An 18628-nucleotide genomic window follows, 5' to 3' on the forward strand; every position below is an offset into this window, starting at 1 on the left:
CCCCGGGAGGATCCATGCACCGTCGCCTTGCCCTCGCCTCGGCCGCCGCGCTCTGCGGCGCGCTGGCACTGACCGCCTGCGGCAGCAGCGGCAGCGCCTCCGACGCCGCCAAGCCCGCATCCGGACCGGTCAAGCTGACCTTCTGGTCCTGGACGCCGAACATGGACAAGGTCGCCGCGATCTGGAACGCCGCCCACCCGGACATCCAGGTCAGCGTCCAGAAGCAGGCCTCCGGAGACGACCTGGTCACCAAGACCATCACCGCCGCCAAGGCCGGCAACGCCCCCGACCTGCTCCAGGCCGAGTACCAGGCGCTGCCCACCCTGGTCAGCAACGACGTGCTCGCCGACATCGCCAAGCAGACCGCCGGCGCCAAGGACAAGTTCGCCGCCGGCGTCTGGCAGCAGGTGACCCTCGGCTCCGACGCCGTGTACGCCGTGCCCGAGGACACCGCGCCGCTCGCCCTCTACTACCGGCAGGACCTCTTCCAGCAGTACGGGCTCAAGGTGCCCACCACCTGGGCCGAGTTCGCCGACGCCGCCCGCCAGCTCAAGCAGAAGGACCCGGCCAAGGCGCTCACCACCTTCTCCGCGAACGACTCCGGCCTGTTCGCGGGCCTCGCCCAGCAGGCCGGCGCCAAGTGGTGGACCGCCTCCGGCGAGACCTGGAAGGTCGGCATCGACGACGCGGCCAGCAAGAAGGTCGCCGACTTCTGGGGCGGCCTGGTGAAGGAGGGCGCGATCGACAACCAGCCGATGTACACCCCGGCCTGGAGCAAGGCGCTGAACGACGGCAGCCAGATCGCCTGGGTCTCCGCCGTCTGGGCACCCGGCGTCTTCACCTCCTCCGCCCCGGACACCAAGGGCAAGTGGGCCATCGCCCCGCTGCCGCAGTGGAACGCCGGCGAGTCCGTGACCGGCAGCTGGGGCGGCTCCACCACGGGAGTCACCACCGGCGCCGCCAAGGCCGGCCACGCCGACGCCGCCGCGCAGTTCGCCACCTGGCTGAACACCGACCCGGAGGCCGTCGCCGCCCTGGTCAAGGAGGCCGGCATCTACCCGGCCGCGACCGCCGCCCAGAGCGGCGGCGCGCTCGCCACCGCGCCGGAGTTCTTCGCCAACCAGGCGGACTTCTACACCCAGGCCGCCGCCATCGCGAAGAACACCGCCCCCGCCGCCTGGGGTCCCAACGTCAACGTCGCCTACTCCACCTTCAAGGACGCCTTCGGCAAGGCCGCCCAGGACAAGGGCGACTTCTCCGCCGCCCTGACCGCGATGCAGCAGGCCACCGTCGCCGACCTCAAGAAGAACGGCTTCAAGACCGAGGGCTGACCCGCCCGCCAGCCCAGGCCCGGGGGCCGCCGCCGCACGGCGCGGCCCCCGGGCGCCGACCCCACCGACTAGGACCGCCATGGCGTCCCACCAGTCCCGCCCCTCCAGGCGCCTCGCCCCGTACGCCTTCCTCTCCCCCGCCGTCGCCCTGTTCGCGCTGTTCTTCGCGCTGCCGATCGGCTACGCGCTGTACCTGAGCTTCCGCGCCGTCCAGGTCAAGGGCCTGGGCCTCGGCTCGCACGCCCGCACCGAGATCTGGGCGGGCCTGTCCAACTACACCTCCGCGATCAGCGACCCGGAGCTGCTGGCCGGATCCGGACGGACCCTGCTGTACGGCGCACTGCTGGTGCCGGCCATGCTCGGCGCGGCCCTGCTCCTCGCCCTGCTGCTGGACACCCCCCGGGTGCGGCTCGGCGCCGTGTCCCGGCTGGCGATCTTCCTGCCGTACGCCGTGCCCGGCATCGTCGCCTCGCTGCTCTGGGGCTTCCTCTACCTGCCGACCGTCAGCCCCGGCTACTTCCTGCTCGACCGCGCCGGCATCGGCGGCCCGGACCTGCTGCACGGCAACGGGCTGTTCGTCGCGCTCGCCAACATCGCGGTCTGGGGCGGCACCGGCTTCAACATGATCGTGATCTACACCTCGCTGCGGGCCGTCCCGACCGAGCTGTACGAGGCCGCCCGCCTCGACGGCGCCTCCGAACTGCAGATCGCCCTGCGGATCAAGATCCCGATGGTGCTGCCCTCGCTGGTGCTGACCTTCTTCTTCTCGATGATCGCCACCCTCCAGGTGTTCAGCGAGCCGATGACCCTCAAGCCGCTGACCAACAGCATGAGCTCCACCTGGAGCCCGCTGATGAAGGTCTACCGCGACGCCTTCGTCCAGGGCGACATCCACTCGGCCGCCGCCACCTCGGTGGTCATCGCGGCCGCCACCCTCGTCCTGTCCTTCAGCTTCCTCAAGCTGGTCAACAACCGCTCCGACGGAGGCAGCTGAGCCATGAGCACCACCCTCACCGACCGCCGCCGCACCGCCCCCGCACCGGGCACCACCCCCGGCAACGCCGTCGCACCGCCCCGGCGCACCGCGTGGATCCCCACCCTCGTCCTGCTGCTGGGCGCGGTCTACTGCCTGATCCCGATCCTCTGGGTGGTGATGGCCTCCACCAAGAGCAGCGGCGAACTGTTCACCACCTTCACCTTCGCCCCGGGCAGCGGCCTGCTCGACAACCTCGCCGAGCTGTCGCACTACCGCGACGGCGTCTACTGGCAGTGGATGGCCAACTCCGCGCTCTACGCCGGCGTCGGCGCGCTGCTGTCCGCCGCGCTCTCCGGAGTCACCGGCTACGCCCTGGCCAAGTACCGGTTCCGCGGTCGCACCGCGATCTTCAACATCCTGCTCGCCGGCGTGCTGATGCCGCCGATCACGCTGGCCGTCCCGCAGTACCTGCTGATGGCGCAGGCCGGCCTGGCGGACAGCTACTGGTCGGTCCTGCTGCCCAGCATCGTCAGCCCGTACGGCATCTACCTGGCCCGGATCTACGCGGCCGCCGCGATCCCCGACGAGGTCGTCGAGGCCGCCCGGGTGGACGGCGCGAAGGAGTTCCGGCTGTTCCGCAGCGTGGCCCTGCCGATGATGGTGCCCGGCCTGGTCACCGTCTTCCTGTTCCAGTTCGTGGCGATCTGGAACAACTTCCTGCTGCCGTACATCATGCTCGGCGACGACCACAAGTTCCCCGTCACGGTCGGCCTGTACTCGCTGCTCCAGCAGGGCGCCAACGCGCCCGCGCTCTACACCCTGGTGATCACCGGCGCGCTGCTCTCGGTGATCCCGCTGATCCTGCTGTTCGTGGGACTCCAGCGGTTCTGGCGCATCGATCTGCTCTCCGGGGCCGTAAAGTCCTGACCGACCACCGCTGCCGCGCTTGTCGGCAGCCCCTCCTCAAGGAACCCTTGGCACCATGACCGAACCAGCACCCCACGGACGGCCCGCCGCCAAGCCCAGGCGGGCGCCGACCATCCACGACGTCGCCGCGGTGGCCGGTGTCTCGCGCGGCACGGTGTCGCGGGTGCTGCAGGGCGGCCACAACGTCAGCCCCGCCTCCCTGGAGGCCGTGAACGCGGCCATCGCCAAACTGGGCTACGTGGTCAACCGGCACGCCCGGAACCTGGTCACCCAGCGCTCCAACTCGGTGGCCTTCCTGCTGACCGAACCGCAGGAGCGCTTCTTCGAGGATCCCAACTTCACCACCCTGCTGCGCGGTTGCACCGCAGCACTGGGCGAGCACGACATCCCGCTGCTGCTGATGACGGCCGGCGACGAGGCCGAGCGGCGCCGGGTCGTCCGCTACCTCGCCGCCGGGCACGTGGACGGCGTGCTGCTGGTCTCCTCGCACCGCGGCAACCCGATGATCGAGCACCTGCGGGAGGCCGAGATCCCGATGGTCTCCTGCGGCAAGCCGCTCGGCCAGCGCGGCCGCGTCACCTACGTCGCGGCCGACGACCGCGAGGGGGCGAAGGACATGGTCCGCCACCTCATCGAGTCCGGTCGGGGCCGGGTCGCCACCGTGGCCGGCCCGCAGGACACCCCCGGCGGAGTGGAGCGACTGCTGGGCTACCGCGAGGTCCTCGACGAGTACGGCATCCCCTTCGACGAGCGCCTGGTGGCGTACGGCGACTACAGCCGGGCCGGCGGCGAGCAGGCCGCCGACCGGCTGCTGGCCACCGCACCCGACCTCGACGCCCTGTTCGTCGCCTCCGACCTGATGGCGGACGGCGCCCTGGCCGCCCTGGACCGGGCCGGTCGAAGCGTCCCCGGGGACGTCGCGCTCGGCGGCTTCGACGACTCGCCCGCCGCCCTCACCACCCGCCCGGCCCTCACCACCGTCCGCCAGCCCTGGGACCGGATCAGCCACGAGATGGTGCGCCTGCTGCTCGCCCAGATCGCCGGCGAGACCCAGCCGACCGTGATCCTCCCCACCGAGCTGGTGATCCGCGACTCGGCGTAGCCGGGCGCGCGGTCCGGTTCGACCCGAAGCCGCCCCGCCGCCCGGACCGGGTCCGGGCGGCGGGGTCCGTCGGGCCGGCCCGTCGGGCGCTAGGGCCTGTCCGGCGGATCTTGCCGGGCGCGCGACGCCGGACAGGCCCTAGACCAGGCAGCGCTCGCGCTGCTCCCGCAGCTCGTCCTGGTCCGCCCCCGGCAGGGTGAGCGCGTGGTCGAAGTCGGCGAGCGCCAGGTCGAGTCGGCCCTCCGCCTGGTAGGCGATGCCCCGGTTGAGCAGGACGTCGGGGTCGTCGCCGACCAACTCCAGGGTGGCGGTCAGGTCCTGCACGGCGGCCTGGTACTGGGCCTGCTGGTAGTGCACCACCGCACGGTTGAGCAGCGCGGCCGGGTAGCCGGGATCCAGGTCGAGGGCCGAACTGAGCGCCTGGTACGCCTCGGTGAGCGCCCCGCGCTGGAGCGCGATGGTGCCGCGCATGCAGAGCAGCTGCGGCTCCTCGGGCCGCAGCGCCAGGCCGGCCGCGACGTCGGCCTCGGCGGCGTCGAACTCCTCGCAGTCCAGCAGCAGTTCGGCGCGCGCGAGGCGGGTGTCGACGTCGTCGGGCTCCATCTCCAGGACGTAGCCGAAGTCCGCCAGGGCTCCCGCGGTGTCCCCCACCTCCACCCGGGCCGTTCCGCGGTTGTAGTACAGCTCGGGGAACGGCGGAGCCAGCCGCACGGCGTGGTCATAGTCCGCGAGGGTGGCCTCGAAGTCCCCGCGGGAGCGGTGGATCCGGGCCCGCTCGGACAGGTAGTCGGTGTAGTACGGGTCGAGCTCGACCAGCGTGGAGTAGTCGGCGAACGCCTCGTCCAGCCGGCCGGTGGCCGTCAGCAGCCGCGCCCGGTTGTAGAGCAGCTGCGAGCGGTGCAACTGCCACTGCCCGTCGGACAGTTCGGCGTCCAGTCGGGCCATGCAGGACTGGACGAGCTCCAGCGCCCGGGTCAGGTTGCCCCGGTGCATCTCCACCAGGGCCAGGCCGTTGTCGTGGAAGACGCTGAAGGTGAGCCGCTCGGCCGGGTCGGGCAGGATGCCCGCGATGGCCACCGCGTTGTTCTGCCAGCGCAGCGCCAGGTCGTGGTCGCGGGGCCGCAGGAACCGGGTGTGCAGCATCGCGATCGAGTAGCTGGTCATCATGTGGACCTTGGGGTCCGTGAAACGCTGGATGACGTCCAGGTACAGCTCCATCGACTGCTCGGTCAGGCCGACCGGGATGCAGGCGGACGCCGCCTGGTGGCTGAACTCCCAGAAGTCGTGCTGCTCCGCGACCGGGTCGGTGACGGCCCGGCCGCGCAGGCCGAGGTCGATCACCGCCGCCGAGAACCCGACCCGGACGCAGTGGCGCTGGGCCGCCATCAGGGCGAGCCGACCGGCGCCGGCGGGGTCACTGCCGTGCTCGCGGTGGTAGGCGAGGGCGCCGACCCTGACGCCCCAGCTCGGGGCGCTCCGCTCCAACTCCTCGGCACGGCGGTCGTGCAGGCGCGCCCGCAGTGCGGGGTCCGCCTCCCGGTAGGCGGCCGTCTCGGCCCGGCTGCGGCCGGTGCCGTCACCGAGGACGTACGCCTGCACCAGTTCGGACGCGCTGCGCGGCGCGCCGCCCTCGTGCCCGGTGCCGGCCGCGTCGTCGGTGTCGTCCGTCTCGATCCGCTCGGTGCAGCGGGCCAGCACCCGGGCCAGTTCCTCGGGGAGCTCACCCGGCCCGGTGCAGACCACCACCCGCAACAGCGCGGGGTCGGCGCGGCGCACCAGCAGGGCGATGAACTCCTGTGCGGTGGGCTCCGCCTGGTCCACCTCGTCGAAGACCAGGTAGGGCGGCAGCTCGCCGCAGGCCCGGACCCGGCGGGCGTAGTCGAGCAGGAACGAGACGATCCCCTGACTCATACATCGGATCATGCCGGCGCCGAAGAAGCGGGTGCGCTCCTGGTACGAGGCCTCGGTCGCCAGGGTCCGCGGCGCGGGACCGATCAGCTCCTCCAACTCGGGTATTCCGTAGAGGAGTTCGACTCGGTGGTGTTCCACCAGCGCCGGCCACCGGCGGGCCGCCTCGGGCAGCACGGCCCGCAGCACCGTGTCGACGCCGGTGTAGGGGCCGCGCAGCCGCCGATGGCAGCGGGCCACCACCGCGAGGTCCCCGTCGGCGCCGGCCGGCCGCAGCCGGGCCGCCGGGCTCGCGCCCACGATCGTGTGATGACCGGCCATGTCAGTTCACCCTTCGTTCGGGTAGGTCGGGGAGGGGAGTTCGGGATCTGGGAGCGGGGAGTTCAGGCGGGAGGCCGGACCAGCGTCACGGGCGCGGAGTTCGGAGCGGGGAGATCGGACCCGCGACACGGGCGGGGTCAGGAGGTGGACGGCGCGGCCGTCGGGCCGGACGGCGCGAGGGAAGCCGTGGGCCGCTGCTCCCGCCGCTTGCGCCGGGCGAGCACGATCAGCGCGACCGCCTGGGCGGCGTTCAGGCAGAGCGAGAGCAGCGAGTCCCAGAAGTGGGAGTCGAGGTGCCCGGATCCGATCGCGCGGCCGGCGATGCGGAAGTAGCTGACGCTGACCGGGATGCTGGCGAAGATCGTGATCCCGGCCAGGACGCAGAAGCCCAGCAGGATGAACGGCCCGTAGAACGCGCCGACCCTGCGGTCCTGTTCGGTCCACTGCCCCTCGTCGACCTGGCGTTCCGGGCGCCGCAGCACGCGCCAGACCCGGTTCCGCAGGACGGCCTTGCTCGCGTCGTGCAGGTCGTAGCAGCGCAGCGCGGTGGCGAAGACGTAGTACAGGTCGGTCCGCAGGTACAGCTGGAACTGCCAGAGGATCCGCATCACCACGGTGAAGGCCAGCGCCAGACAGACCCGGCCGGTCAGCGAGAGGCCGCCGTCGCCCTGCCGGCCGGCCGCGGCGATCAGGCCGAGCGCTCCCAGCACCACGCCGTCGCAGACCATTCCCGCCAGGAAGGGCAGGTAGCGCCTGCGCCGCTCCACGCTCATCAGGCCGTTGGTCTGCGTCTCGGCGACGATGTAGGTGAGCCGGTTGCTCAGTCGCAGTTTGGTCGGCAGGCCCAGCCGCCGCCCGGCCAGGATGTGGAATCCCTCGTGGGCCAGCAGCAGCGGCACCTGACCGAAGGTGATCACGAGCTGGACGATCAGCAGTGACTTGACGAAGAAGATCTGCGAGGGGGCGGGGCGCAGGTCCTGGTTCATGCCGACGGCGACCGACCAGCCTGCGAACACCGCGAGATAGCAGACCCAGGCGACCGGGGAGAACGCCGCCCGCCCCAGCCGGCGGAACCGGACCGGCGCGGCGGGCGCCTCCGGCACCGCGTCGTCCTCCCGGAGGAAGCCCAACTCGTGCAACGTGGCAACGAAGTCCTCGACGTCGACGGGTTCGCTGAAGGTGTCCTCGTACCAGGCCGCCGCCTCGTCCAGCGGCATTCCCTCCGTGAGCCGCTTGAGCAACTCCGCTCCGTCGGAGGGGAAGACGGCGTAGGAGCCGGTGTCCAGCCGGCCGACCACGACCTCGTCGCCCTCGGGGACGAAGCTCAACTCGTGTACCGCAAGGGTCGATCCGCTCACAGCGCTCCCAGCATCCTCTGACCTGATTCGGTGGGCACCCGGCACTGCCCGGGTGCGCCGATACTCGGCGCACCCGGGCAGTGGTCTAGCGCGTCACCGTCAGGCGGCGGCGGTGTACGGACACTGGCAAGCGGCCGACGTGAGACGCACGTCGCCGGTGCGGCGAACGGTGATCTTCTTGGTGGCCTTCTTCATGGCGACGGTCGACTTCATGGGTCCTCCCGGGTTCGATGGCAGCCCGGCCGGCGGCCGAGCGGGACCAAACCTCCCGTCGTGAGTCGAGCACGTCAAGACACCGGGCCACGGCCACGGCTCGTTCGACGAGATCCAACCGACCGCCACGATCCGTCTGAGCTGCTGCAATTCTCCGGCGAACTGACGGTAAAATATTTTCCGTTCCCGAGGTGTTCTTCCAGGGACCCGCGCCCGGCCGCTAAAAGTGGCCGAATACGAACTGGTGGAACAGACGCAGCGATCCACCCGAATCCGCAGCCGCCCGGCGCTCCGACATCGTCGAGGGCGCCCCTCCGCGGCCGTTCGCCCCCCGCGTTCGAGACGACGGGCGCACCGGCACGGACGAGTTGGCTGGTGAGAGCCCGTCGAGCGGTGCGCGCAGGAGTCCTCCGCCCCCACCGACATGCTCCGGGGCACCGCTCCGCTCGCGCGATGCACCACCCCGATGTTGTCACTGTGATGCGTGGTACGACAGCGATTCCCGATACCGCATGATGTCGTCATTCCTCTGTGTGGAGGTGTCATTTCTCATCCACCGAGGCGGCCGTCACGACATGTCGGAGGAACTCGCCAGGAAGTCGGCGGGAATGGCCGAGCCGACCGGTCGAGCCGAAATTCGCGCCGCTCACAACCACCCCCGCCGCGGAGGGTGCCCTGCGGGCCCCCGTCCCGCGGGCCCGTGGTCCGCCACCGGCTCCGCCGGCACCCCACCCCGAGCAGTCGATCGACCACCCGTGCGGCGGGGCCGACCGACACCACCCGCCCGGACCAGGCACCCGGATCGGGACCCGACCGGGCGGGCGGGCGGAGCCCATCGCGATCCGGCCGCCGCCGCACCGGAGGGGACGAAGCGCCGGCCGGGCGGCCCGGTGCTGCGCGGCGGGCCGGAGCGGCCCGGGGCCGGGCGGTTTCGCGCTCGTCGGGCGAGGGTAAATCGCAGGTCAGCGACCGTTCTGACGGCGCGACCAGTGCCGCCGCACCACTCGGCCGACGACGCGGGGCGACGCCGCAGCTCGTTGAAGGGGCCCGCACATGGCCGACCAGGTTTCCCCCCACACCCCGCAGCGTCGGGTCACATCCGACCTGACACCCGACCAGGACCGGCGGACGGTGCAGCGCCTGCGCCTCGGCGTCGGCGTGATCGGCTCGCTGTTGCCGATCGTCCTGCCGATCGGCAACAGCATCACCTCCGCCCGGGTGGCGCTGCTCGCCTCGATGAGCGCGTCGTACTACACGCACATGCGCAACATCTTCGTGGGCGGGCTGTGCGCCATCGGCGTCTTCCTGATCTGCTACCGCTACGATCGGCGCGAGGACCGGCTGAGCACCGTCGCGGGCGTGTTCGCCGTCCTGGTCGCCCTCTTCCCCACCGAACCGCCGCATTCGCTGGTACCGGACCCGAGCCGGGTCCAGGTGGTCGTCGGCGTGCTTCATCTCTGCTTCGCCGCGGCCCTGTTCGGCGTCCTGGCGTTCTTCTGCCTGCGACTGTTCGCCGACTCCCGGCCCTCCGACGGGCCGCGCCGCGGCCGGGACTGGGTCTACCTCGTCTGCGGCTGGGTGATCGTCGGCTGCATCGCGCTGATCGCCGTCGCCGAGGCCCTCCACCTCGTCTGGGACTCGCCCCTGACACTGCCGTACCTCGGCGAGTCCCTGGCGGTGCTCGCCTTCGGCCTCGCCTGGCTGGTCAAGAGCGAGTCCGCCGCCGGCCTCGCGCGGCAGACCCCGCACCCGGCACCGGTCGGCCTCACCCCCTGAGACCGTCACCACCTGACGCACACGCCGGTGGACGCCCGCCCCGACCTGGGTCGTGGCGGGCGTCCACCGGGCGGGCGGTCGCAGGCGGTGTCAGCCGGCGGTGCGGTCCAGCCGGACGGTGGCCGTTCCCGTGACGACGACCTGCGGCGCGTTCTCGTAGTCGAGGTCGGACGCCTCCACCCGCGTCGTGACCGCGGCCCGGCCCCGCTGGAACGGCACGCTCCCGTCAGGGGCGGCCTGCGCCTGCCACGCGACCGGGGCACCGGGGACGCACGGCACCGAGGTGTGGTACGACCCGCGGACCTCGACCCGGTTCACGCTCTGCACGACCTCACCCGAAACGGCCACCGTGGCGGGCTTGTTGCACTTCACCGTGCCGTGCACGGCCGCCTTGCCGCTCTCCGTGCCCGCACTGCCGTGCACCGCCGTACGGACGCCGAGGGCGAGTTGGGCCGGCGGTGGCGGGTTGACGATGTGGACCTCGCCCCGCAGCGCCGCCGAACTCCCCTGGCAGCGCTGCTCGAAGCTCGCGTCGAAGGCCTGTACGTAGCCGTACGGACCGAACACGAGCTTGGAGACGGTGAAGGACCCGCCCAGCGAGTTGCACCCGCGCCCGTCGCCGTAGAGGGAGACGTCGGCACCACCGTCGGACGGCTCGGCCGCCGGTTCGGTGTAGTGCCCCACGGTGAGTTCCTGGCCGGCCGGCGCGGTGAGGTCGAGCGTCCAGCTGACGTTGCCGGCGGCCTCGACCCAGAGGACGACGTGCCGGTGCTCGGGGTCCGCGCCGATCTCGAAGTGGTCCTGCGCGCCGTCGGCGTAGCTGTAGGAGCGCCCTCCGGTGATCCAGTCGGCGGGATCGCCGCTGAAGGCGAGGGTCCCGTTGCCGACGGGCTGGGCGTGGGCGGCCGGTCCGGCGAGGACGGTTGCCGCGGTCAGGGCCAGCACCGGCCCGAGGCCGGCGGTGATGCGTGCCAGGGCACGTGTGGGCGCGGTCGAATGCATAGGTCTCCCCCGTGGTCGACGATTCGGGTGTCGGCTCCGCGGCGTCCTGCCACGCGGGCCGCCCGAAGTCTGGCAGCGGGCGGCGCGACGGACAACCGCATTTGTCCGCCAGGGATTCGGCCGCCCCGGAGGTGGCGGCGGCGGAGTACCGGCGCCGGTGCCGCCGGCCGAACCGTCCCCGTCACCAAGCGCGAGGGCGAGGCCGAGGCCGAGGGGCCGCCGCCGGTGCGGGTACCGTCAGTCCACGGCGGCGCTCTCCGGGCGGAGTTCGAGCAGGTCCAGGTCCTCCGGCGACAACCGCAGCGCGCCTGCCGCGATGTTCTCGGTCAGGTGGCCGGGGTCGGAGGTGCCCGGAATCGCCAGCATGTGCGGCCCGCGGTGCAGCGTCCAGGCCAGCCGTACCTGTGCCGGTGACGCCCCGTGCCTGCGCGCGACCGCGAGCACCCGCTCGTCGTGGGTGTCCCCGGCGGCCGCCTCGCGCCGGTCCCCGGAGATGGCGAAGAACGGCACGAAGGCGATGCCCTGGTCCCGGCAGCTGTCCAGCAGGCCGTTGGCGTCCGCGAGTCGGCGGTCCAGCCCGTACCAGTTCTGCACACAGACCACCGGCGCGACCGCCTGGGCCTCGGCGAGCTGATCCGGGGTGACGCTGGAGAGGCCCAGGTGCCGGATCAGCCCGGCGGCACGAAGGTCCGCGAGGGCGCCGACGTGCTCGGCGATCGAACTGATGCCGTTCCTGCGCAGGTTGACGACATCGAGGTGGTCCCGGCCGAGCTCGCGCAGGTTCTCCTCGACCTGCCCGCGCAACTGGTCGGGCCTGGCCATCGGCAGCCACTCACCCGACGGATCGCGCCCGGGGCCGACCTTGGTGACGATGACCAGGTCGTCGGGGTAGGGCGTCAGGGCCCGACTGATGAGCTCGTTCGCGGAGCGCAGCGGTGCGAAGTAGAACGCCGCGGTGTCGATGTGGTTCACTCCCTGCTCGACCGCGCTCCGCAGGATCCCGACCGCCCGGTCACGGTCGATCGGCGCACCGTCCGAGTTGCCGCCCATCCCGTTCCCGGTGAGCCGCATCGCCCCGAACCCGAGGCGGTTCACCTGCCGGTCCCCCAGCATCCACGTACCCGCTGCCGCTGCCGTGACCGTCGCCGACTCCACTACCGCACCACTTCCCGTCGTCTCCGTCGTCTCCGCCATGCCTGGCGACCTGCCCGCGGACCTGTCCCCGGGCCTGCGGTGCGAAGCGCCGTACCGGTGCCGGTCGAGGACGCCGATACCGGACTCCGATGCCCCGCCACGTCACCGCCACCAGGTCCGACCACGGAGTATCGAGCCCGGGTCGGCCGGCTGGGAAGGGGTGAGCGGCCGGGGAAGGATCACACCGGGGACGGGAACGACCGGTCACCGCAGCACCGTTGGACACGATGAGAACGCGGTGCGGGCCACCGGCCGCACATCACCTCATGTCGGGCGTCTCCCCTCGTCCGTCCGCGCTCGGGGTCGACTCCGGATCCGCCTCGCCGTACCGGCCCGGCGGGCGGAAGCAGGCGGAGACGGTCTTGCCCCTCGCCTGGGCCCGGACCTCCCAGTCGTCGGCGAGCGCCTCGACCAGTGCCATCCCGCGTCCGTCGGACGCCTCGCCGTCGGCGGTACGGGGCACCGGCAGCCGGTCACTGGAGTCGTGCACGCTCACGTGCAGGCACCTGCCGTCCCAGACCAGGACCAGCTCGGCGGTGCTGTGCCCGTGGATGTGGGCGTTGGTCACCAGCTCGGAGACGGTCAGCAGCACCGCGTCCACGACCTCGGACGCCGCGCCCGTCCACCCGAGGGACTCCAGGTGCTTCCTCGTCCAGTGCCGCCCGGCCCGGACACCCCCCGCGACGGGGAACGATCGCGCCCATCCCGTGGCCCTCATCGCCGCGTCACCCATCGTCGTACCTCCGCTCCTGCCGATGTCGCTCCGTCGCGTGCCGGTCGGCGGCTCGTCGCCCGGTCGTTCGTCGCTCCGTGGCTCCGTGGCTCGTCGCTCCGCCGTTCGTCGCTCCGCCGACGCAGCGTCTACCCCCGACGCGGCCATCCAGCACTCCGCCGCCCGGCAGGTTCGACCGCGGCGGCAACGGCAGCGGCAGCGAACGGCGGGCGGCGCCCGGCGGCGTGTCGGCCGCCGGGCGGGTCGATCCGCGCGCGACAGTGGGCTGTGCGCATCCTGCTGACCTCCGACACCCATGTGCCGGCCCGGGCTCGCCGGCTCCCGGAGCCACTGCTGACGGCGATCGGGGCCGCCGACGCGGTGGTGCACGCGGGCGACTGGGTCGACGTCGCGACCCTGGACCTGCTGGAGGCCCGCGCCCGTCGGCTGGTCGCCGTGTACGGCAACAACGACGGGCCGGACCTGCGGGAGCGGCTCCCCCTGGTGGCCACGGTCGAGTTCGGCGGCGTGCGGTTCGCCGTGGTGCACGAGACCGGCCCGTCGGCGGGCCGTGAGCGCCGGTGCGCGGAGCTCTTCCCGGAGGTGGACGTGCTGGTCTTCGGCCACAGCCACATCCCCTGGGACACCACGGCGCCCGGTGGACTGCGCCTGCTCAACCCGGGGTCGCCGACGGACCGCCGGCGCCAGCCGTTCCACACCTACATGACGGTCGAGGCGGTGGACGGACAGCTCACGGACGTGACCCTGCACCGCCTTCCGGCGCCCGCCACGAGCACCCGGCCGAACGAGCCCGAGCGGGGCTGACCCGCTTTGCAGCGGGACTCCACCGGAACGCGCACCACCCGAGCCGGCTCCCCGAGCGGACCGGATCAGGCCTGGCCCGCGAGCCGTCCCTGCATCTCGTACGCGAACCGGCGGGCCCGGTACGCCAGGCAGCGGGTCCGCGCCGCGACCTGCTCGGGCAGCGGACGCGGAGCCGGTACTCCCGCCACTCCCGCCACCGACGCGAGCCGACCGGACACTTCGGTTCGGCGGCCCGTGCCACCCGTACTGCCCGTACTGCCCGTGCTGCCCGGGATGAAGCGGTCGGTCAGGCCCGCTCCCTGCGTGCTGCTCATGGTGTGTTCTCCCCCACGGTGTGGATCTTCGCTCTGGACGGCCACACGCGCATACCCGGCTCGGCCGTGACCAAGCACGGCTGTTCCGAGCGCACCGAGCGCACCGGCGGGCGCGCCCCGGCGGCCGGAAATCCCGGCCGATCCCACCCGCATGATCCGGAACAGCCGGGGCAGCCGCCGGAGCGAGGAGGCGCCGCACCCGCACATCGGTCAGATGCGGCGCCGTGACGAGAGGAGACGCAGTGAGCGGCATCGAGATCTGGGCATTCCGCACGACGTCCGGCCATGTCTCCGGCACCGACCTGATCGGGTTCCACGTCGAGGCCACCGACGGCCACATCGGCAAGGTCGACCGGCACTCCGAGGAGGTCGACTCCGCCCACCTGGTGGTGGACACCGGTCCGTGGATCTTCGGCAAGTACGTCCTGCTCCCGGCCGGCACCGTGGTGCGCGTGGACGAGGAGGAGAAGAAGGTCTACCTCGACCGGACCAAGGACGAGATCAAGAACAGCCCCGAGTTCGAGCCGGACACCCAGGACGGCGACGGCGGCTACCGGGAGCAGTACGGCTCCTACTACGGCCCGTTCTACGGCGGCCCGATCGTCTGAACCGGTTCACGCGGGCGCGGGCGGGTCACCACCTCGGTCAGGTGGTGACCCGCCCGCGCCGCTGCGTTCTGCAGTACGGGAGAGCGACTGATCCCGGCCCCGCCCCGCCCGCCCGCAGGCCGGGTTCACCGCCCGGCGCGCACTCCGTCGAGGGCGATGCCCAGGACGCGTTCACGCTGCTCGTCGTCGGCGAAGACGATCGAGTTGATGCCGGCGACCAGGCGCAGGAGATCCTCCACGCTCATGTCCTTACGCACCTCGCCGGCTTCCTGCGCCCGCGCGAAGAGCGGCTCGACCGAGTCGTACATCGATTGCCGGCAGGCCGTGAAGACGTCCGTCTCCTCGCCCTCAAGTGCCTCCCGGATCGCGCGCTTGGTCACGGTGTAGGCGACGAAGCGGCGGAGCCAGCCCGCCAGCGCCTCCCAGGGCGGCTCGCCGGAGAGCTCCTGTGCCGTGCGGGCCAGATCGTTGACCTCGTTCGCGTAGACGGCCTCGAAGAGGTGCCGGCGGGTCGGGAAGTTGCGGTACAGGGTGCCGATGCCCACCCCGGCGCGGCGGGCGATGTCCTCCAGTGAGGCATCGGCCCCGTGCTCGGCGAAGGCCTCACGGGCGGCGGCGAGCAGCGCGTCGAAGTTCCGCGCGGCGTCGGCGCGGCGCGGGCGCTGGGCGGCGATCAGGTCGCCGACGGCGACGGATTCCGGCACGGGGACCTCGTTTCGGACGCCGGGTTGAACCGGAGGGGTGCCTCCGATAATCTGGAGGCATGCCTCGACTTTACCAGTGGGGCTCCACCTCTGCACGGCCACGGACCGGCGCCGCCACCTGTCGGCTCCGCCGTCTCCCCCTGCCGCACCGTCTCCCGGCAGCGCCACCCACCCGCGGTGGCGCCACCGCCCCCGAGCCGTCGCCGGACCCGCGTCCGCCCGTCGCCGCCCCATCGCCACACCGGTACCGGCCCTCACCGGCCCGTGCCGCCTGCCGCCGTCCCGCGTCCCGAGAGGGTCCGATGAACCGCCAGTCCAATCGCCTCACCTTCGCCGTCCTCGCGACCGGCGCCGGCGTGTACGCGCTGCTCCAGTCGCTGATCACGCCCGCGCTGCCGACCGTCCAGCACGCCATGCACACCTCGCAGTCCACCGTCACCTGGCTGATGACCGCCTACCTGCTCTCCGCCTCGGTCTTCACGCCGATCCTGGGCCGGGTCGGCGACCTGGTCGGCAAGAAGCGCACGCTCGTCGGGGCGCTCCTCGCGCTCCTGATCGGGTGCCTGGTCGCCGCGCTGGCCCCCAACATCACCGTGCTGATCGTCGCCCGGGTCATCCAGGGCATCGCCGGGGCGCTGTTCCCGCTGTCCTTCGGCATCATCCGCGACGAGTTCCCCGCCGCGCGGGTGCCCACCGGCATCAGCAACCTGTCCGCCGTCATCGCGGTCGGCAGCGGCCTGGGCATGGTGCTGGCCGGGCCGATCGTCGGCGCCCTCGACTACCGCTGGCTCTTCTGGTTCCCCGTGATCATCGTCGCGATCACGGCGGCGATCGCCCACCGCTACATCCCCGAATCGCCGAACCGCACCGAAGGAACCGTCAACTGGCTTGCCTCAGTGCTGCTTTCCGGCTGGCTGGTGGCCCTGCTGCTGCCCATCAGCCAGGCCTCGAAGTGGGGTTGGGGCTCGCCCGGCGTCATCACCCTGCTCGCGGCGGCCGTGCTGCTCTTCGCCGCCTGGGCCCGCACCGAGGCCCGATCCCGCAACCCGCTGATCGACCTGCGGATCATGCGCCTCCCGGCGGTCTGGACGACCAACACCGCCGCGCTGCTGTTCGGCGGCGGCATGTACGCGGTCTGGGCGTTCCTGCCCGGCTTCACCCAGACCCCGTCCTCGGCGGGGTACGGCTTCGGGGCGGGCGTCACCGGCGCCGGCCTGCTGATGCTGCCGATGGTGGTGGCGATGTTCGCCTCCGGCGTGGTCAGCGGCCGGCTGGCCGGACGGTTCCCCGCCAAGGCGCAGCTCACCTCAGGCGCCGTCCTCGGCGCGATCGCCTGCGCGATCCTCGCGGCCTGGCACGGTCAGCCGTGGCAGGTCGCCCTGGCCGCCGCGGTGTTCGGGCTCGGCATCGGCCTGGCCTTCGCCTCGATGAGCAACCTCATCGTCCAGAGCGTGCCGGCCGCCCAGACCGGCGCCGCCACCGGGATGAACGCGAACATCCGCACCATCGGCGGCTCGATCGGGGCCGCCCTGATGACCGGCCTGGTGACCGGCCACCTCCAGCCCTCCGGCCGCCCCTACGAGTCCGGCTACACCCACGGCTTCGTCCTGCTCGCGGTGTTCTGCCTGGCGGCCGCCTTCGCCGCCCTGCTCGTCCCGGCGGCCCGCCGGACCCTGTCGGGCCCGGTCGCGGGGCCGGCGCCGGTCGCCGAGGCGGCGCCCACGCCGCAGGCCGTCCGCGGCTGACGCGGCTGCTGCCGCCGGTACCGCCGGCGGCAGCAGCGCGGGCCTACTCCTCCGCCGCCACCGGCAGGAACAGCGGCGCCGGAGCCTTCGTCGACAGGCAGTCCCCCGCCCGACCCGTCGTGGACGGGCGGGGACGGTTCAGCGGACGTAGCGCTTGCGGTCCGCTGCTCAGCACTGCGGCACAGGTACGCTGCCACCTCGTCCGGGATCCGGCAGGTGCGCTCGGCTGCTCGGGGCTCGGGCGGCCCACAGCGGCCGCGTGCCGAGCCCGACGGTGTCCAGGGCGAGTTCGGCGTACATCGCGTTGGCCCAGGAGAACCAGGGCCGGGTGAACTTCCCGGGGTCGTCCTTGTGGAACGACTCGTGCATCGCGCCGGTGCCCGCGTCCGTGTCGAGCAGCATCCGCAGATTCCGGCGCGCATGGGCGGGATCATCGCTGGTCAGACCGTCGACGGCGATGGCGATGGGCCAGATGTGGTCCGGTGGGGTGTGCGGGCTGCCGACGCCCTCGGCGGCCGATCCCCGGTACCAGGTGGGATTGGCGGGCGAGCGGACGAAGGCTCGCGTCGCGGCGTAGAGCGGATCGTCGACCGGTACCCCGGCCGTGATCGGCAGCGACAGAAGGCTGGGCATGTTGGCGTCGTCGATGAGGAGGGCGTTGCCAAGCCCGTCCACCTCATAGGCGTAGATCTGCCCGAACTCGGGGTGGGTGACGACTCCGTGCCGCTCGGTTGCGGCTCGCAGTTCGGCGGCAAGGGCTGCGGCCTCCTGCTCCAGGACGGCGTCGCCGAGGCTGCGGGCCATCCGGGTCACCGCGGTCAGTGCGGCGGAGGCACACAGATTCGCCGGCACGTTGTAGCCGAAGGCGCAGGCGTCGTCGCTCGGCCGGAATCCGCTCCATGTCATTCCGGTGCGTGCAACTGGTGTTCCGCGGCCGGCCCCGCCCAGGGTGTCGCTCGGCGGGCCGCTGTGGCGTACGAAGCGGTAGGGGGACAGGCTCTCGTGGTCCTGTTCGACCCGCCACAGCCGGATCACGGTACGCGCCGTCCGCACCGCCTCGGCCAGGTGGTCGGTGCGGCCCGTCGCGCACCACAGGCGGTGGGCGAGCAGAAGCGGAAAGGCGAGGGAGTCGACTTCGTACTTCCTCTCCCAGACCCACGGGTCGTCGCACAGGTCGTCGGGATCGTGGGCTCGCCCGGAGGGTCCGGAGTTGAAGGCGTTGGCGTACGGATCGCGCTGGATCTGCCAGAACTGACGCCGGAGCACCGCGATGACGAGATCCTGCAGCGACCGGTCGTCGCGCATGATCGCCAGGAACGGCATGAGTTGGGTGGTCGAGTCGCGCAGCCACATCGCCGGAATGTCCCCGGTCACCACGAACACGGTGCCGTCGGGCATCGTGCGGATCGTGCGGGCGAGGGTGTCATCGAGGCAACGCAGCAGCATTCGGCCGTAGGCCGCATCGCCGAACGCGTCCAGGCGGCGGATCGCCTCCCTGACGACCGGGTTGTCGGCAACGCTCACGGGGAACGACATCATCAGTCCTTCCAGTCGCCCGGAACTGCCGGCAGCCCACCGGGAGAACTCGGCGACCGGGTCGGCTCCGGCACGG

General features: G+C 72.3%; 16 protein-coding genes. 8 read left to right on the top strand and 8 right to left on the bottom strand.

All coding sequences use genetic code 11. The features are described 5' to 3' along the window. Window positions 1-14: 14 nt before the first annotated feature. From ACFTWP_RS04475 to ACFTWP_RS04490, 4 genes are all read left to right on the top strand, one after another. The gene (locus ACFTWP_RS04475; RefSeq protein WP_380262574.1) at window positions 15-1331 is read left to right on the top strand and encodes an extracellular solute-binding protein; all 1317 of its coding nucleotides are present in this window, start codon (window positions 15-17) and stop codon (window positions 1329-1331) included. A gap of 79 nt (window positions 1332-1410) precedes the next feature. Continuing rightward, window positions 1411-2325: a carbohydrate ABC transporter permease gene (locus ACFTWP_RS04480; protein ID WP_380262576.1), complete on the top strand. Its 915-nt coding sequence runs from the start codon at window positions 1411-1413 to the stop codon at window positions 2323-2325. Between the two features lie 3 nt (window positions 2326-2328). After that, window positions 2329-3234, top strand: coding sequence for a carbohydrate ABC transporter permease (locus ACFTWP_RS04485; RefSeq protein WP_380262578.1), 906 nt, complete (start codon window positions 2329-2331; stop codon window positions 3232-3234). A 55-nt stretch (window positions 3235-3289) separates the two neighbouring features. Further along, window positions 3290-4336 (top strand): LacI family DNA-binding transcriptional regulator, encoded by a 1047-nt coding sequence (locus ACFTWP_RS04490; protein ID WP_380262580.1) that lies wholly within the window; start codon window positions 3290-3292, stop codon window positions 4334-4336. A gap of 138 nt (window positions 4337-4474) precedes the next feature. On the opposite strand, the gene ACFTWP_RS04495 is transcribed toward ACFTWP_RS04490, so the two are convergent. Together ACFTWP_RS04495 and ACFTWP_RS04500 are read right to left on the bottom strand one after the other, a co-directional pair. Then, window positions 4475-6565 (bottom strand): tetratricopeptide repeat protein, encoded by a 2091-nt coding sequence (locus ACFTWP_RS04495; RefSeq protein WP_380262582.1) that lies wholly within the window; start codon window positions 6563-6565, stop codon window positions 4475-4477. 137 nt (window positions 6566-6702) lie between these two features. Beyond that, entirely contained in the window at window positions 6703-7923 is a 1221-nt protein-coding gene (locus tag ACFTWP_RS04500; protein ID WP_380262584.1) for a hypothetical protein, read from the bottom strand. Window positions 7924-9189: 1266 nt separating this feature from the next. Between ACFTWP_RS04500 and ACFTWP_RS04505 the strand changes: the two genes are divergently transcribed. Continuing rightward, complete coding sequence (locus ACFTWP_RS04505) at window positions 9190-9912, top strand: DUF998 domain-containing protein (protein WP_380262586.1); 723 nt, start codon at window positions 9190-9192, stop codon at window positions 9910-9912. Window positions 9913-10002: 90 nt separating this feature from the next. On the opposite strand, the gene ACFTWP_RS04510 is transcribed toward ACFTWP_RS04505, so the two are convergent. From ACFTWP_RS04510 to ACFTWP_RS04520, 3 genes are all read right to left on the bottom strand, one after another. Continuing rightward, a complete protein-coding gene (locus tag ACFTWP_RS04510) occupies window positions 10003-10914 on the bottom strand; it encodes a hypothetical protein (protein WP_380262588.1) in 912 nt (303 codons plus the stop codon). Between the two features lie 237 nt (window positions 10915-11151). Next, window positions 11152-12108 (bottom strand): oxidoreductase, encoded by a 957-nt coding sequence (locus ACFTWP_RS04515; protein ID WP_380262590.1) that lies wholly within the window; start codon window positions 12106-12108, stop codon window positions 11152-11154. A gap of 259 nt (window positions 12109-12367) precedes the next feature. After that, window positions 12368-12826 (bottom strand): ATP-binding protein, encoded by a 459-nt coding sequence (locus tag ACFTWP_RS04520; protein ID WP_380262592.1) that lies wholly within the window; start codon window positions 12824-12826, stop codon window positions 12368-12370. 282 nt (window positions 12827-13108) lie between these two features. Here ACFTWP_RS04520 and ACFTWP_RS04525 point away from each other — a divergent pair, with 282 nt between their 5' ends. Continuing rightward, complete coding sequence (locus ACFTWP_RS04525) at window positions 13109-13645, top strand: metallophosphoesterase family protein (RefSeq protein WP_380262594.1); 537 nt, start codon at window positions 13109-13111, stop codon at window positions 13643-13645. Between the two features lie 65 nt (window positions 13646-13710). On the opposite strand, the gene ACFTWP_RS04530 is transcribed toward ACFTWP_RS04525, so the two are convergent. Then, window positions 13711-13959, bottom strand: a complete 249-nt coding sequence (locus tag ACFTWP_RS04530) for a hypothetical protein (RefSeq protein ID WP_380262596.1) — start codon at window positions 13957-13959, stop codon at window positions 13711-13713. Between the two features lie 242 nt (window positions 13960-14201). Here ACFTWP_RS04530 and ACFTWP_RS04535 point away from each other — a divergent pair, with 242 nt between their 5' ends. Then, window positions 14202-14567 (top strand): PRC-barrel domain-containing protein, encoded by a 366-nt coding sequence (locus ACFTWP_RS04535; RefSeq protein ID WP_380262598.1) that lies wholly within the window; start codon window positions 14202-14204, stop codon window positions 14565-14567. Between the two features lie 125 nt (window positions 14568-14692). Here ACFTWP_RS04535 and ACFTWP_RS04540 read toward each other — a convergent pair whose 3' ends face one another. Continuing rightward, window positions 14693-15271, bottom strand: a complete 579-nt coding sequence (locus ACFTWP_RS04540) for a TetR/AcrR family transcriptional regulator (protein WP_380262600.1) — start codon at window positions 15269-15271, stop codon at window positions 14693-14695. Window positions 15272-15573: 302 nt separating this feature from the next. Here ACFTWP_RS04540 and ACFTWP_RS04545 point away from each other — a divergent pair, with 302 nt between their 5' ends. Beyond that, window positions 15574-17016, top strand: a complete 1443-nt coding sequence (locus ACFTWP_RS04545) for an MFS transporter (RefSeq protein WP_380262602.1) — start codon at window positions 15574-15576, stop codon at window positions 17014-17016. Window positions 17017-17184: 168 nt separating this feature from the next. Here the strand turns inward: ACFTWP_RS04545 and ACFTWP_RS04550 are convergent, their stop codons facing one another. Then, window positions 17185-18540 carry a glycoside hydrolase family 125 protein gene (locus ACFTWP_RS04550; RefSeq protein ID WP_380262604.1) on the bottom strand — a complete coding sequence of 452 codons (1356 nt, stop codon included), beginning with the start codon at window positions 18538-18540 and terminating at the stop codon, window positions 17185-17187. Between the last annotated feature and the right edge of the window lie 88 nt (window positions 18541-18628).

The organism is Kitasatospora sp. NPDC057015, from assembly GCF_042673745.1.
Classification (GTDB): domain Bacteria; phylum Actinomycetota; class Actinomycetes; order Streptomycetales; family Streptomycetaceae; genus Kitasatospora.